This window comes from Pseudomonas sp. AD21, assembly GCF_002878485.1.
Lineage (GTDB): Bacteria > Pseudomonadota > Gammaproteobacteria > Pseudomonadales > Pseudomonadaceae > Aquipseudomonas.
The window spans coordinates 49,133-64,537 of record NZ_NQYG01000001.1 but is presented as its reverse complement, the minus strand read 5'-3'; the positions used below and the strand labels follow the sequence as shown (position 1 = coordinate 64,537).

Genomic DNA, 15,405 nt, shown 5'->3' with positions numbered 1-15,405 from the left:
TTAATGGCTATTGGATATTGCGAACATCAGGTTAGGCCTGATTGTTACTAGGGGATTCCCTTACGCGCGGGAACCTGTGGCGCAAACCGTGGTCGCGCCAGAAGAGAATGTAGCAGATGAAATCACCGAGCCAGTAAAGCATGATGTTAATGTGACATCAATGCCCGTGTGTGGCATTTTGATAGTGATTTGTGCGGGGATCAAGATTCGCCATAAACAGCCGATAACCCCTCTTAATGAATTCATCAGAACAAGCCCAGGAGTCATTGATGGCCGGCATTCTCGACACGGTAGACCAACGCACGCAACTGGTGGGTGAGAATCGCCTGGAAATTCTCATGTTTCGACTGGCCGGACGCCAATTGTTCGCGATCAACGTGTTCAAGGTTCAGGAAGTTCTGCAACTGCCGAAGCTGACCCTGATGCCCCAGCGCCACCCGTTTGTCTGCGGCGTGGTCAACCTGCGTGGCCAGACGCTGCCGGTGATCGACCTGTCCCAGGCGATCGGCATGCGTCCGCTGGTGCCGGGCCCGAACAGCACCATCATCGTCACCGAGTACAACCGTTCGGTGCAGGCCTTCCTCGTCGGTGGCGTGGATCGCATCGTCAACATGAACTGGGAAGCCATTCTGCCGCCGCCAACCAGCGCCGGTCGCCAGCATTACCTGACTGCGATCAGCAAGGTCGACGAGCAACTGGTGGAAATCATCGACGTCGAGAAAGTCCTCGCCGAAATCGTCCCGTACAACGCCAAGGTCTCGCGCGACAAACTCGACGATCCGGTGCTGGAACGTGCCCGTGGCCGCGAAGTGTTGCTGGTGGACGACTCCAATGTTGCGCTCTCGCAACTGCGCGACACCCTCGGTCAGCTCGGGGTGAAAATGCACATTGCCAGCGATGGTCTGAAGGCGCTGAACATGCTCAAGGCCTGGGCCGATACCGGTGTGCACATGACCGACAAGCTGCTGATGGTGTTCACCGACGCGGAAATGCCGGAAATGGACGGCTATCGCCTGACCACCGAAATCCGCAACGACCCACGGCTGCGTGGCCTGTACGTGGTGTTGCACACCTCGCTGTCCGGCAGCTTCAACGACTCGATGGTGAAGAAGGTCGGCTGCGATAACTTCCTCTCCAAGTTCCAGCCGGACAAGCTGGTCGACGTGGTGCGTCAGCGTCTGATGCTGGATGAAGTGCCGGCCTGACGAAACCCTGTGGCGAGGGGATTTATCCCCGATGCGCTGCAAAGCGGCCCCACTTGAATCAACGAAGCGGGACTGCTGCGCAATCCATCGGGGATAAATCCCCTCGCCACAACAATATTTGCAGGGGCGTGCATCAGGCTTTGATTCACAGATAAAGCTCGTATAGGGTAGTTTTTTTAGGCACCAGGGAGCTGGCCATGCTGCGTCTGAGCGCGCTTTATCGTTACCCGTTGAAATCCGGCAAGCCGGAGATTCTGCAATCGATTGGCCTGGACAAGCTGGGCCTTGAAGGGGATCGACGCTGGATGCTGGTGGACGAGGCCAGCGGGCGCTTTCTGACGCAGCGGGCCGAGGCGAAAATGAGTCAGCTGTCGGCGCTGTGGAATGCCCAGGGCGGGCTGACCCTGAGCGCGCCCGGGCATGTGGCACTGGATGTGCCGTTGCCGGAGGAAGATACCGACCTGCGCGGCGTGACCATTTGGCGCGACACCTTGCGCGTACCGGATGCCGGTCACGCAGCGGCCCGTTGGCTCAGCGATTTCATTGGCAAACCTACCCGGCTGGTGCAGGTACCGTTGAACCGCGCCCGCATGACTCAGTCCGGTTATGGCCATGAGGACGATCAGGTCGCGTTCGCCGATGGTTTCCCGCTGTTGCTGATCGGCGAGGCGTCGTTGCAGGATCTGGTGCAAAAGGTCGGGCGACCGCTGGAGATGTTGCGTTTTCGGCCGAATCTGGTGATCGAAGGCGGCGCGGCGTTCGCCGAAGATGGCTGGAAGCGGATCCGTATCGGCGATGTCGAGTTTCGGGTGGTGAAGCCTTGCTCGCGCTGCATTCTGACCACCATCGATCCGCAGACTGGCGAGCGCAGTGCTGATCGCGAACCGCTGGCAACCTTGCAGAAATACCGCGCCCAGGCCGATGGCGCGATGTTCGGCCAGAACCTGGTCAATGACAGTAATGGTCAGTTGGAAGTCGGAATGCCGGTGGAAATCCTCGAGTAACCGTTCCTGAAATGAAAATGCCCGTGTCCATGGACACGGGCATTTTTTTGCGCCGGGGAAACCTGCAGCGTTAGCCGCGGTATTCGCACAGGTAAGCGGTGTCGACGGCGACTTTCAGCTGGAACTTGCTGTTGGCCGGTACGTTGAACTGGCTGCCGGCGGCGAAGGTTTCCCAGTCGCTGCTGTCCGGCAGTTTGACGGTCAGTGCGCCGGAGACCACGTGCATGATTTCACGCTGAGCGGTGCCGAATTCGTATTCGCCCGGGGCCATGACGCCGATGGTCGCCGGACCTTCAGCGGTGCCAAAAGCGATCGACTTGACGGTGCCGTCGAAGTACTCGTTGACTTTGAACATGGGCGATTCCTCTCGAAAAGGGCAAAAAAAGGGTTAAAAAGGCTGGCCAGTATGCACAAGGCGCCTGGCGCCGTCACCTGCGGCGAGTTCCCGCCCTGACGCTAGAGTGGCAACACCAACGGCAACAACCGCGCGGTATTGCGTGCGTCCTCCAGTGCTCGGTGCTGTTGACCGCTGAACTGCATGCCAGCCAGTTGCAGCGCACCATTGAGCCCCAACGGCCGGTCCAATCGCCGGGCCTTGGCAAAGCGCTGTTTGAGGTTCATGTGTGGCACCCGGCTTAACACGGTGTCGAGTTGCAGGCGCTGCCATTCCTGGAGCAACTGCTTGCGGTCGTAGTCGCCCCAACTGGCCCAGCCTTCGAGGCGCGTCTGGTGTTGCGCGAGCCAGCGTTCGAAGGCCGGCCAGACCTCGGTCAACGGCTGCGCAGCGTCGATATTGGCCTGGGTGATGTGCGTGAGCTCACGACAGAACGGCGTCAGCAACGGCCGTCGTGTCGGTTTGACAAAGCGTTGAAAGTGATCCTGCTCGCGACCGGCACGATCGACCAGCGTGGCACCGATTTCGATGATTTCCATTTCCGTAACCGGCCAGCCACCTTCATCCGTGGTGGCCTCCAGATCAATCACCAGCCAATGGGGCATCGCAGGTTTCCTGATTTACGCGTCCTGATAGATCAGAGCGTAGTCAAACCTTGCGTTTGCGCCTGGCGACTCACTCGACCTGCAATAGAACCTGACGATTTTTTACCTGATCGCCGACCTTGACCTGCATCCGCTTGAGCACGCCGTCGATGCCGGCCTTGAGCGGGTGCTCCATTTTCATTGCCTCCAGCACCACCAGCAACTGACCCTTGCTGACCGGGCTGCCTTCGCTGACCAACACGTCGACGATAGCACCGTCCATCGGCGCCTTCAGCGTGCCGGAGCTGACGCTGCTCTGACTGCTGATCAGTGCATGAGTTCGATCCTCCAGCCGCAGGTTGCCTGGATGGGTGAACAACCAGAGCGCTTCGCCCTCCAGCCGATAGGCGTGACGCTGGCGCAGGCCGTCGATTTCCAGTGTCCTCGAGCGCTCGTCGCCATCGATAACCTGCAACGCCAGCGAGCGCTGCATGACGGTCACGGTGAAGTGGCCATCGCTGCCCGCCAGCAGTTGCAGCGTCCAGTCCTGATCTTCGAGGCCGAGGCGGTAATTGAGCGGCACCCCGGCATTGTTGCGCCAGCCCTTGAGCGATGCGCGATGCGCCTGCGCTCCGGCCTGGTAAAACAGCACGGCAGCAATGGCCAGTTGCTCGGCGCCGGGGGCGTAGGCGTGCAGGCAAGGGTGGTCAGTGAAGTGTTGGGCGATGAACGCGGTGCTGAATTCGCCACGGATGAATTGCGGATGTTGCAGCAGGCTGACCAGCAAACGCTGGTTGCTCTGGACGCCGAGCAGCACGCTGTCCTGCACCGCACGCAGCAGCTTGCGCCGCGCCTCCTCGCGGGTGGCACCGTGGGCGATCAGTTTGCCGAGCATCGGGTCGTAGAAAGGGCTGACCGACTGGCCTTCGAGCAAGCCATGGTCGATCCGCGCCCCCGCGCTCAATGCCGGTTCCCAGGCCTTGATAAGCCCGGTCTGCGGCAGGAAATTCTGCGTCGGGTCTTCGGCATACAGACGCACTTCCATGGCGTGGCCGTTGAGGGTGACCTGATCCTGGGTCAATGGCAGTCGCTGCCCCTCGGCGACAGCCAGTTGCCAGGCGACCAGATCCAGCCCGGTGATCAGTTCGGTGACGGGATGCTCGACCTGCAGTCGGGTGTTCATTTCCAGAAAGTAGAATTGCCCACGGGTATCGAGCAGAAACTCAACCGTGCCGGCACCCACATAATTCACCGCGCGGCCAGCCTTGAGCGCCGCTTCGCCCATGGTCTGGCGCAACGCCTGAGTCATGACCGGGCAGGGGGCTTCCTCGATGACTTTCTGGTGGCGACGTTGCACCGAGCAATCGCGCTCGCCCAGATAGATCAGGTTGCCATGGCAGTCGCCGAACAGTTGCACCTCGACGTGCCGCGGTTCGATCAGCGCCTGTTCGAGGATCAGTTCGTCACTGCCGAAACCGTTCAACGCCTCGGAGCGCGCCGTGCGCAATTGCGCCGGCAGCTCGTCGCTGCTGTGCACCAGACGCATGCCGCGTCCGCCGCCCCCGGCACTGGCTTTGATCATCAGCGGATAGCCGATGCGTTCGGCTTCGCGCAACAGCGTTGCGTCGTCCTGGGCGGCGCCTTGATAGCCGGCGACGCACGGCACACCGGCGTCGAGCATGGCGATTTTCGACAGACGCTTGCTGCCCATCAGCTCGATCGCGTCGGCACTGGGACCGATAAAAATCAGACCGGCCTCTTCGCAGGCGCGGGCGAATCCGGCATGTTCCGAGAGGAAACCGTAACCGGGATGGATCGCGTCGGCACCAGTACGGCGCGCGGCGTCGAGGATCGCCGGGATGTTCAGGTAGGACTGTTGCACCGGTGCCGGGCCGATGTTCACCGCCTGATCGGCCATCTGCACGTGCAAAGCCTGGGCATCGGCGTCGCTGAACACGGCGACGGTGCGATAGCCCAGGGCCTGGGCAGTGCGCTGGATGCGGCAGGCGATTTCACCGCGGTTGGCGATCAGGATCTTGTGGATGGCGGGCATGGTCTTGTTCCTGAAATTGTGGCGGTGAATGTGCTGGCCTCATCGCGATCAGGCTCACTCCTACAGGTTTTGTGAACGACGCAAATCCCCTTGTAGGCGTGAGCCTGCTCGCGATGCTTTAAACGGCCCACTTCGGTTTACGCTTTTGCACAAAAGCCATGGTGCCCTCGACCCCCTCGGCCCCGGTCACCGCCTCGCTGAACCACTGCGCCGCCTCGTCCAGCAATTCACTCGACGGTTGCCCGGCGCTGGCCAGCAATAACTTCTTGGTCATGGCATTCGCCTCCGGTGCGCAACACAACACATGCTGCAGAACCTCATCGAGGCGTTCGGCCAGTGCCTGCGGATCCTGTTCGACAAAATGCACCAGCCCCAGACGCCGCGCCTGATGGCCGTCGAAGCGCGCAGCGGTCAGCGCCAGTCGGCGGGTTTCGGTGAGGCCGATGCGCTGCACCACGAACGGTGCGATTTGCGCCGGCAGCAGACCGAGGCTGGTTTCCGGCAGGCCGAACTGCGCCTGATGATCGGCGATGGCGATATCACTGACGCAGGCCAGTCCGAGCCCGCCACCCAGCACCGCACCTTGCAGCACGGTGATCACTACTTGTGGCGCGTGCTGCACTTCCTCCAGCAGAGCGCCGAAAGCGCGGTTCAATTCGCGGTAGGCATCAGCGCCCTGAGCGCGGGCGTTGGCCATGTCCTTGATGTCGCCGCCGGCACAGAAATGGCCGCTGGCGCCGCTGAGCACCAAGGCGCGAACCCGCCGCTCCTCACGTACTGCCGCGAACACTGCACGCAGTTCCGCGACCATTTGCAGGCTCATCGCATTGCGGCTGTCGGGGCGATTGAGGGTGATGTGCAACACGCCGCCATGTTGCTCGAGCAGCAAAGTCTGGCAGTCGGGCAGGGTGCTCATTTCTTTTTCCCCGGCAGGATGCCCATCAGTTTGCAGATGATCCCGAGCATGATTTCGTCGGCGCCGCCGCCAATCGACACCAGCCGCACATCGCGATAGGCACGGGCCACCGGGTTGTCCCACATGAAGCCCATGCCGCCCCAATATTGCAGGCAGCTGTCGCTGACTTCGCGCCCGAGACGCCCGGCCTTGAGCTTGGCCATCGACGCCAGGCGCGTGACGTCCTGGCCTTTCACGTACTGCTCGGTGGCCTGATAGACCAGCGCGCGCAGGCATTCGATTTCGGTCTGCAATTCGGCGAGGCGGAAATGGATCACCTGATTGTCGATCAGCGCGTTGCCGAAGGTCTTGCGTTCCTTGCAGTACGCGATGGTGCTGTCGACGCAGTATTCCAGGCCCTTGATCATGTTCGCCGCGCCGAACAGGCGTTCCTCCTGGAACTGCAGCATCTGCATCATGAAACCGGCGCCTTCGTGGCCGATGCGGTTGCGCTGCGGCACACGCACGTTGTCGAAAAACACCTGGGCGGTTTCCGAGCTGCGCATGCCGAGCTTGTCCAGATGCGAGCTGAGGCTGATCCCCAGCGTGTTCATCGGCACCATGATCAGCGACTTGTTGATGTGCGGCTTGTCGTCCGAGGTGTTGGCCAGCAGACAGATGAAGTCGGCGCTCGGCGAGTTGGTGATCCACATCTTGCTGCCGTTGATCACGTAGTCGTCGCCATCCTTGCGCGCGGTGGTCTTGAGGCCGGCGACATCGGAACCGGCACCGACTTCCGAGACCCCGATGCAACCGACTTGCTCACCGCTGATGGCCGGACGAAGGAATTCTTCGCGCAACTCATCGGAACCGAAGCGGGCCAGCGCCGGGGTGCACATGTCGGTCTGCACACCGATCGACATCGGAATGCCGCCGCAATGGATGGTGCCGAACTCTTCAGCGGCGACAATCGAGTAGCTGTAGTCGAGGCCCATGCCGCCGAATTTTTCCGGTTTGGAGATCCCCAGCAGGCCGAGGTCGCCAGCCTTGCGGAAAATCTCGTGGATCGGAAAACGCCCGGCCTTTTCCCACTCATCGACGAGCGGGTTGATCTCGTGTTCGACGAATTGGCGGACGGTGCGGCGCAGTGCTTCGTGTTCCGGGGTGAAGATCATTTTTATTGTTCTCCTTGGGATCCGTGGCCGTCAGAAGCGGCTGACGCCGAAGCTGTTGGGTTGCAGCGTGCGGATGTCGGCTTCGTGGCAGATATCCAGCAGGTAACCGAGCAGGGTGCGGGTGTCGCGCGGGTCGATCAGGCCGTCGTCCCACAGGTTGGCGCTGCCGTAGAGCGCGGTGGACTGGCTGTCGAGTTTCTGCGCGGTGACCTGTTCGAGCATGTCGAGCATTTTCGGATCCGGCACCAGTCCCTCCTTGAGCTGTTTGGCCTCGGTGACGATGCGCAGCACCTTGCCGGCCTGTGCCCCGCCCATCACCGCCGTGCGGCTGTTGGGCCAGGCGAAGATGAACCGGGGGTCGAGACCGCGCCCGCACATCGCATAGTTGCCGGCACCGTAGGAGCCACCGACGACAATCGTCAGTTTAGGCACTCGTGCATTGGCCACTGCTTGAATCAGTTTCGAGCCGTGCTTGATCACGCCTTGCTGCTCGGACTCGGTGCCGACCATGAACCCGGTGGTGTTGTGGAAGAACAGCAGCGGCGTCTGGCTCTGGTCGCACAGCTGAATGAACTGCGCCGCCTTGCTTGCACCGGCCGGGGTAATCGGGCCGTTGTTGCCGATCAGCCCGCAGGCGCGACCCTGGATTTTCAGTTGGCCGCACACGGTCTGTTGATCGAACTCGCCCTTGAATTCGAGAAACTCCGACTCATCGGCGATCCGCGCAATGATTTCGCGCACGTCGTAGGTTTTTTTCGGGTCGTCGGGAATCAGCCCGAGCAATTCGTCGATCGGGTAGAGCGGCTCCTTGTATTGCGGCTCCGGCAGCCACGGCAGTTGTTCGTTCCACGGCAGCATGCGCAGGATCTCGCGCACCAGGCGCACACCGTCGGCATCGTTCTCGGCCAGGTATTCGGCGGTGCCTGCGACCTGCGCGTGCATCTCGGCACCGCCCAGTTCTTCATCGGTGGCGATTTCGCCGGTCGCGGCCTTGAGCAGCGGCGGCCCGGCGAGAAACAGCTTGGCCTTGCCACGCACCACCACCACGTAATCCGACAGCCCCGGCTGATACGCGCCACCGGCAGTGGCCGAGCCGTGCACCACGGTGATCTGCGGCAGGCCCATGGCTGACATCCGTGCCTGATTGGCGAAGCTGCGCGCGCCTTCGACGAAGATTTCGGCGGCGTAGTTGAGATTGGCGCCGCCGCTTTCGGCGAGGGTGATCACCGGCAGTTTGTTGTCCTGAGCGATCTGCTGCAGACGCAAGGATTTCTTCAGGCCGCTGGGGGAAATCGTACCGCCCTTGATCGCGCTGTTGTTGGCCACCACCAGCGCCCGTACGCCGGAGACGTAACCAATGCCGGCGATCAAACCCCCTCCGGCGGCGCTGCCGTCCTTGTCGTCGTGCAGTTTGTAGCCGGCCAGGCTTGCCAGTTCGAGGAACGGTGCGCCGGGGTCGAGCAACAGGTTCAGGCGTTCACGGGGCAGCAGTTGTTCGCGTTTGTCGAATTTGCCCTTGGCTTCGGCTGCCTTGTTCAGCAGGTTCTGTTCCAGTTGCTGGACTTGCTCGATGGCCGTGAGCATCGCCGCACGGTTGCGGGCGAAGGCATCGCTGTGCGGATCGAGTTGGGAGTGGATCTGCGGCATGGCTTACTCCTTGTCCTTGAGGACGTCGGGCAAGTACGCCCGATGGAAACCGTTGAACGCCTCGCTGTGGCTCGCCTTGTGCAGCGGCCACGCGCGGCTGCCGAGGCTGGCCGCGCCATCGATCTTCAAGGTGCTGCCACTGATGAACGCCGCCGCCGGACTGAGCAGGAAAACGATCGCTGCGCTGACTTCCGACTCGGTGCCGATGCGCTTGAGCGGCACGTGTTCGCGCAAGGTCGGGATCACCGCTTTGAACGCGCCTTCGTAGGTGTCCATGCCGCTTGAGGCGATCCAGCCCGGCGCCACCGCATTGACCCGTACGCCGGCGTGACCCCATTCGAAGGCGGCGGTCTTGGTGAAGTTGTCCATGCCCGAACGTGCCGCACCCGAGTGCCCCATGCCGGGCATGCCACCCCACATGTCGGCGAGCATGTTGACGATGTTGCCGCCATGCTTGCTCATCGACTGGTTGAACACTTCCCGGGCCATCAGGAAGCCGCCGACCAGATTGGTCCGCAGCACTGTTTCAAAGCCTTTCTGATTGATCGAGGCCAACGGCGATGGGTACTGGCCGCCGGCATTGTTGACCAGACCGTGGATCGGCCCGTGTTCGGCGATCAGCTCGGCGACCCGTTGCTTCACCGCTTCTTCGTCACGGATGTCGCAGGCTTGCCAGTGGGCGCGGCCGCCGTCTTCGGTGATTTCGGCGGCGACTTTTTGCAGTTTTTCCGGCTTGCGTCCGACCAGCAGCACAGTGGCCCCGAGCGCCGCCAGTTCATGGGCGGTGCAGCGCCCGATGCCGCTGCCACCACCGGTGACGATGACGGTCTGGCCGCTGAACAGATCGGCTTTGAAAATCGATTTGTAAGCCATGAAGCCCAACCTCTAGTCGAGTTGTTCGGCGATGCTCTGCGGCACCGGGATCTGGATTTCCAGCAATTGCTGGGCGAAGGCCTTGCCCTGTGGGTCGATGCGCAGGCTCGCGACACCGCCGCCACCGAGGGCGTTTTCCAGCAGGAAGTTCAGGCTGTGGGTGCCAGGCAGATACCAGCGTTCGACCCGGCCGTGAATCGGGTCGAGCACATGGCGCATCCAGTCGACGATCACTGCCGGGGTCAGCGCTTCGGCGATCCACGGCAGGTATTCGGGCCGGCGCGGCAGGACGCCGATGTTGCTGTGATCGCCCTTGTCACCGGAACGCGCCACCGCCAGTTTCACCAACGGCACACTGGCGTCGGCACAGCCCTGGGGTTTGGGCGGCTGGTCGGGGGTGGGCAGGTCGTGGCTGTCGAGCGACCCCTGCGCGGGCAGGGCGCAGGGGTGCTGCTCACCGGCCATGTCGACTTGCAGGGTGCAGGCACTTTTATCGATCAGGAACGAGAACAGACGGATCAGCGGGTACACCGTCGGCCGTCCGCCGACGATGCCGGTCAGCCCCGGCGCCATGCCGGTGGCGGCTTGAGCGATTTCCCGGGAGAACAGCACCAACGCCTGTTTCTGTGGGTGGCGCACGGCGATTTTGATCACCACCTCGCGGCTGTCCCGGCGCTGACCGTGGGGGCCGTAGGTGGCTTCGCTGCCGAGCAGTTCGATGTCGACTTCGCTGTAGGGCAGCCAGCCACGTTGGCTGAACAGCTCCGAGGTCTTGTCGATGATCGCCTGGCTCACGCGCTGTGCCTTGTCCACCGCATCGATGCCGGCGATCAGGCAACTGGCGGTGCAGCGAAAGCCGTCCGGCCAGGTGGCGCTGACCTTGTATTTGTCGCTGGGCGGCAAGCCTTTGGCGCCGTGCACCTGTACGGCGTTTTTGCCTTGTTGCTGCAATTTGACCTGGGTGAAATCGCAGACCACGTCCGGCAACAGGTACGCCTGCGGGTCGCCGATTTCGTAGAGCATCTGCTCGCCGACGGTCAGTGGCGTCACCAGGCCGCCGGAGCCTTCAGGTTTGCTGACGATGAACTGGCCGTCGGCGCTGACTTCAACGATGGGAAAACCGATGTGTTCGTAATCCGGCACGTCGCGCCAGTCGGTGAAATTGCCGCCGGTGCATTGTGCGCCGCATTCGATGATGTGCCCGGCCAGCGCGGCCTGGGCGAGCTTGTCGTAGTCGTGCCAGGCCCAGCCGAACTCATGCACCAGCGCCGCGCTGACCACCGCGCTGTCGACCACGCGCCCGGTGATGACGATGTCGGCGCCCAGGCGCAATGCCTCGACGATGCCAGGCGCGCCAAGGTAGGCGTTGGTCGACACGCATATTGGCGGCAGCGGGGCGCCGTTGAACATCTCATGGATGCCCTGGGAGGCGAGTTGCTTGAATTGCGGTTGCAGGTCATCGCCCAGCAGCACGGCGATTTTCAGCGCCACACCGGCCTTGTCGCAGATTGCTTGCAGAGCGGCGGCACACGCCTGTGGATTGATTCCGCCAGCGTTGCTGATGACACGGATGTTCTGTTCGGCCAATTTTGGCAGCAGCGGGGCGAGCACCTCGATGAAGTCCCCGGCGAACCCGGCCTGCGGGTCTTTCAGGCGGGCGCCGGCCATGATCGACATCGTGATCTCGGCCAGGTAGTCGAACACCAGATAATCCAGGCGCCCGCCTGCCACAAGCTGCGCGGCGGCGGTACTGGTGTCACCCCAGAATGCGCTGGCGCATCCGATGCGAACGGTGGTTGGCATTGTTATCTCCGACTCAGGAACCTGCGACAGAAGTGTCTGGAGGCTACCAAGCAAGCGCTTGGTTTGTAAACAGCTGAAATATCTTCTGCCCAAGCGCTTGCTTGGTCGCGGCCTGCGGCTTAAATTGCGCGCAACCCTGCGTGTTCAGGGGGCAACAGACTGATCGACTGTAGGAGAGAACGGGTGGACGAGCAAAAAGCCCTGCGGGTCATGCGCGAACTGGTCGACCAAGGCCAACTGACCGACCCTGACAGCGCTCGCGGCAAACTGCTGCAAGTGGCCGCTCACCTGTTTCGCAACAAGGGCTATGAACGCACCACCGTGCGCGATCTGGCTGGGGCGGTGGGGATCCAGTCCGGAAGCATTTTTCATCACTTCAAAAGCAAGGATGAAATCCTCCGGGCGGTGATGGAAGAAACCATCCGCTACAACACCGCGCTGATGCGCGCCGCGCTGGCCGACGCGACCAGTGTGCGCGAGCGGGTGCTGGCGCTGATCCGTTGCGAATTGCAGTCGATCATGGGCGGCAGCGGCGAAGCGATGGCGGTGCTGGTCTACGAATGGCGCTCGTTGTCCGAAGAAGGTCAGGCCAAAGTGTTGGCCCTGCGTGATGTTTACGAAGATATCTGGCTGCAGGTGCTGGGCGAAGCCAAGGAGATCGGGTTCATCCGTGGCGATGTATTTATAACCCGACGTTTTCTCACTGGCGCGTTGTCCTGGACCACCACCTGGTTCCGTGCCGGCGGCAGTCTGAGCCTCGACCAGTTGGCCGATGAAGCGCTGATTCTGGTGCTTGAAGAGCGCTGACCCACTTTCTAACGGGTCGGGAAACTGGCTAACTGGGCGAAACCGCCTAGCTTGAATGCATTGATCGGTATTTTTTCGGGGAGTGGGGTGTTTTGAAGTCTTCGCCAATTCGGACGGCCACGGGTCTGGTACTCGTCGCGCTGACGGCATTTTCAGGGTCGCCTGCGCAGGCGGCGCAACAGGTTCGAGTGGGCGCCGCACATTTTCCGCCTTACACCATCCGCCCGGAAAGCGGTGCCGATACCGGACTGCTGCCGGAATTGGTCGAAGCGCTGAATGCGTTGCAGACGGACTATCAGTTTGTCCTGGTACCGACCTCGATTCCCCGGCGTTTCGGCGATCTGAAGGAAGGTCGCACCGACATGGCGATTTTCGAAAACCCGGAGTGGGGCTGGAAGGACATTCCACACACCACGGTCGACATGGGCCTGGAAGATGCCGAGATTTTCGTCGCGCAAAGCAAAGACGGTCGGCAGGAGAACTATTTCGCCGATCTCAAGGGCAAGCGCCTGGCGCTGTACAGCGGTTATCACTATGAGTTCGCCAACTTCAATGCCGATCCCAAATACCTTGCTGAGACGTTCAACGCAACGCTGACCTATTCCCACGACAGCAACCTGCTGATGGTGCTGCGCGGGCGAGCCGACATTGCCTTGGTGACGCGTTCTTATCTGTTCGATTATCTGAAGCGCAATGAAAAGATTAAAGACGAGCTGTTGGTGTCGCAGCGTATCGACCAGATCTATCACCACTACGCCATTCTGCGTCCGACCGCACCGATCACTGGCGAGGCATTCGGCAAGTTGCTGCAGGGTTTGCGCGACAACGGCCAGATGCTGAAGATCTTCGACCCTTACAAAATTGCCGTGGTGCCAGTGCCGCATCACTGAGTGATTTCACCCGGGCGGCTAAATTTTCGCTCTCGGCTCACGTCCCATCGTTGAACTGTCGACGATTATCGTGAGCCCGCCCCATGTCCAATCTGAATGACCTGACTGCCCTGGCCCTGCCTTCGGGCAGCCAACTGATAGCCGATGCAACTGAAAGCCGTCTGAGCCTGAGCCTGGATGGGCAACCGCTGATTCGCCTGCGTCTGGACCGTGAAGGTAACGGCCCGATTCAGCTCGATGAGCGTTTTGCCTTGCCGCCAGGCCTGGCGCTGTGGGCGGCCTGTTATTGGTTGTTCGCCCGCGAGCCGGCGCGCCAGCAATTGATTTGGCAACTGGATCAGCCACCCACCGAAGCCTTGCTCAGCGGTCTGCTGGTCAGCACCGAGGTGGCCGGCGAATATCGCTGCGAGCGTACGCTGTTCTGGCAACTGCCACAGCCATGGCTCGGTACTTCACTGAGTGGCGCCTACCCGCAACAAATGGTGATCAGCAGTGGCAAGCGCCACCCGCTGCGCCCGGTGAAACCGCGCGGTGAGGTCTATCGACGTTTCGATGCGCGTCTGGGCGCGTGGATTTCCCTGCGTACGGTGGAGATCGAGCAGGATCTGGCGCGTTTCAACCGCTGGCAGAACAGCCCGCGGGTCGCCAGTTTCTGGCAGGAAGAGGGCAGTCTTGAGCAGCATCGCGACTACCTGAGCAAGCTCGATGCCGATCCGCACACCCTGACGTTGATCGGCTGTTTCGACGATCAGCCGTTTGCCTATTTCGAAGCCTATTGGGCCAAGGAAGATCGTATCGCGCCGTTCTACGACGCCGACAATTACGACCGCGGCATTCACATGCTGGTGGGGGAAGAGGATCACCGTGGCCCGCACAAGGTGGCGAGCTGGTTGTCGGCGCTGGTGCACTACCTGTTTCTGGATGATCCGCGCACCCAGCGCGTGGTCGCCGAACCGCGTGCCGACAACGCGAAGATGATCGGCCACATGCACAACCAGTGCTTCCACTGCGAAAAGGAATTCGACTTCCCGCACAAGCGCGCGGCGTTGATGATTCTGGGGCGTGAGCGGTTTTTTGATCGGTGCAAGTTGGCTTGAGGTGACAAGACTTGGGATCTATTGCGGTTTCAAGTCTGCCTTCGCGAGCAAGCCCGCTCCCACATTGACCTTTGTATGCCGGTCAAATGTGGGAGCGGGCTTGCTCGCGAATGGCTTGACGCCCAATTAAGAACTTACCGCCGACCGGCGATCACCGAATCCCCACGACTGCCCGACACCTTGCGGCAGTGCACCAGCGCATCGCGGATCATGAAGTTGACCAGGGTTGGCGAGACGCCGAGTTCCTTGGCGATGTCCTTCTGCGGCACGCCATGCAGGCGGTACATCTCGAAGGCGTAGCGGGTGCGGCTGGGCAGTTCGGTCAGCGCGTCGGCGATGTGTTCCAGAGTCGAGAAGTTGATGTGCGAGGTTTCCGGCGAAGCGCCTTGAATGACCACGTTCAACCCTTCCTCCTCGGGGCCCGAGTACTTCTGCTCCAGCGCCTGTTTACGGTAGTGATCGATGGCGAGGTTGCGCACGATCTGGAACAGGTAACTCAACTGCGCCTTGATCGACGAGGTGATCGGTGGCGCCGACTGCAGCCGGAAGAACGCATCCTGCACCACGTCTTCGGCGCGTGAACGGCAGCCGGTAATGCGCGCTGCAATCTTCACCAGAATCAGTCGGTTGTCGACAAAGGCCTGAAGTAGCGGTGAATCGCACCTGCTTGTGGATACTTGTTCCGTCATGGAAATCACCTTGCTGCCAATAGGTTAGTGGGACGCCTGGGGGACGGGGCCGTCCTACACATCGAGCGACAAATTATGTTGAATGATAATGATTGTCAATTGAGAAAGAGAAGTAATGCGCCACAAAGGTGCGTTCTGAGAACTGCGACACGCCGCCACACCCCAGTCCCATTGGCGCTCCGGCCGGGCGACTAATTATTTCAAGACGTCATCCGTTCTCATTGGTGAATGGTTCCGGGTACACAACCCCGGCCAGACAGCATTCCGAAGCCTTGCGCGGTCGGCACAG

Annotated in this window: 14 protein-coding genes; 5 read left to right on the top strand and 9 right to left on the bottom strand. The window is 61.4% G+C overall.

Features of this window, described 5'->3' with window-relative positions:
• Positions 1-269 precede the first annotated feature (269 nt).
• Positions 270-1,205, top strand: coding sequence for a chemotaxis protein CheV (locus PseAD21_RS00270; protein ID WP_102353997.1), 936 nt, complete (start codon positions 270-272; stop codon positions 1,203-1,205).
• Positions 1,206-1,402: 197 nt separating this feature from the next.
• Positions 1,403-2,209, top strand: a complete 807-nt coding sequence (locus PseAD21_RS00265; protein ID WP_102353996.1) for an MOSC domain-containing protein — start codon at positions 1,403-1,405, stop codon at positions 2,207-2,209.
• Positions 2,210-2,279: 70 nt separating this feature from the next.
• Here the strand turns inward: PseAD21_RS00265 and PseAD21_RS00260 are convergent, their stop codons facing one another.
• From PseAD21_RS00260 to PseAD21_RS00225, 8 genes are all read right to left on the bottom strand, one after another.
• A complete protein-coding gene (locus PseAD21_RS00260) occupies positions 2,280-2,564 on the bottom strand; it encodes a pyrimidine/purine nucleoside phosphorylase (protein WP_003226701.1) in 285 nt (94 codons plus the stop codon).
• A 101-nt stretch (positions 2,565-2,665) separates the two neighbouring features.
• Positions 2,666-3,208 carry an exonuclease domain-containing protein gene (locus tag PseAD21_RS00255; RefSeq protein WP_102353995.1) on the bottom strand — a complete coding sequence of 181 codons (543 nt, stop codon included), beginning with the start codon at positions 3,206-3,208 and terminating at the stop codon, positions 2,666-2,668.
• Positions 3,209-3,278: 70 nt separating this feature from the next.
• Complete coding sequence (locus tag PseAD21_RS00250; RefSeq protein WP_102353994.1) at positions 3,279-5,240, bottom strand: acetyl/propionyl/methylcrotonyl-CoA carboxylase subunit alpha; 1,962 nt, start codon at positions 5,238-5,240, stop codon at positions 3,279-3,281.
• Between the two features lie 118 nt (positions 5,241-5,358).
• Positions 5,359-6,156: an enoyl-CoA hydratase/isomerase family protein gene (locus PseAD21_RS00245; protein ID WP_102353993.1), complete on the bottom strand. Its 798-nt coding sequence runs from the start codon at positions 6,154-6,156 to the stop codon at positions 5,359-5,361.
• Positions 6,153-7,310 carry a citronellyl-CoA dehydrogenase gene (gene atuD, locus PseAD21_RS00240; protein WP_102353992.1) on the bottom strand — a complete coding sequence of 386 codons (1,158 nt, stop codon included), beginning with the start codon at positions 7,308-7,310 and terminating at the stop codon, positions 6,153-6,155. The genes PseAD21_RS00245 and atuD overlap by 4 nt, the downstream gene beginning before the upstream one ends.
• A gap of 30 nt (positions 7,311-7,340) precedes the next feature.
• On the bottom strand, positions 7,341-8,957 hold the full coding sequence (gene atuC, locus PseAD21_RS00235) for a geranyl-CoA carboxylase subunit beta (protein ID WP_102353991.1): 1,617 nt from the start codon (positions 8,955-8,957) through the stop codon (positions 7,341-7,343).
• A gap of 3 nt (positions 8,958-8,960) precedes the next feature.
• Positions 8,961-9,830 carry an SDR family oxidoreductase gene (locus PseAD21_RS00230; protein ID WP_102353990.1) on the bottom strand — a complete coding sequence of 290 codons (870 nt, stop codon included), beginning with the start codon at positions 9,828-9,830 and terminating at the stop codon, positions 8,961-8,963.
• Between the two features lie 12 nt (positions 9,831-9,842).
• Positions 9,843-11,633, bottom strand: coding sequence for an acyclic terpene utilization AtuA family protein (locus PseAD21_RS00225; protein WP_102353989.1), 1,791 nt, complete (start codon positions 11,631-11,633; stop codon positions 9,843-9,845).
• Positions 11,634-11,816: 183 nt separating this feature from the next.
• Here PseAD21_RS00225 and PseAD21_RS00220 point away from each other — a divergent pair, with 183 nt between their 5' ends.
• From PseAD21_RS00220 to PseAD21_RS00210, 3 genes are all read left to right on the top strand, one after another.
• The gene (locus PseAD21_RS00220) at positions 11,817-12,440 is read left to right on the top strand and encodes a TetR/AcrR family transcriptional regulator (RefSeq protein ID WP_102353988.1); all 624 of its coding nucleotides are present in this window, start codon (positions 11,817-11,819) and stop codon (positions 12,438-12,440) included.
• A gap of 92 nt (positions 12,441-12,532) precedes the next feature.
• Positions 12,533-13,330 carry an ABC transporter substrate-binding protein gene (locus PseAD21_RS00215; RefSeq protein ID WP_102353987.1) on the top strand — a complete coding sequence of 266 codons (798 nt, stop codon included), beginning with the start codon at positions 12,533-12,535 and terminating at the stop codon, positions 13,328-13,330.
• Between the two features lie 83 nt (positions 13,331-13,413).
• On the top strand, positions 13,414-14,427 hold the full coding sequence (locus PseAD21_RS00210; protein ID WP_102353986.1) for a GNAT family N-acetyltransferase: 1,014 nt from the start codon (positions 13,414-13,416) through the stop codon (positions 14,425-14,427).
• A 134-nt stretch (positions 14,428-14,561) separates the two neighbouring features.
• Here PseAD21_RS00210 and PseAD21_RS00205 read toward each other — a convergent pair whose 3' ends face one another.
• Positions 14,562-15,116, bottom strand: coding sequence for an RNA polymerase factor sigma-70 (locus tag PseAD21_RS00205; RefSeq protein ID WP_102353985.1), 555 nt, complete (start codon positions 15,114-15,116; stop codon positions 14,562-14,564).
• Positions 15,117-15,405: the final 289 nt, after the last annotated feature.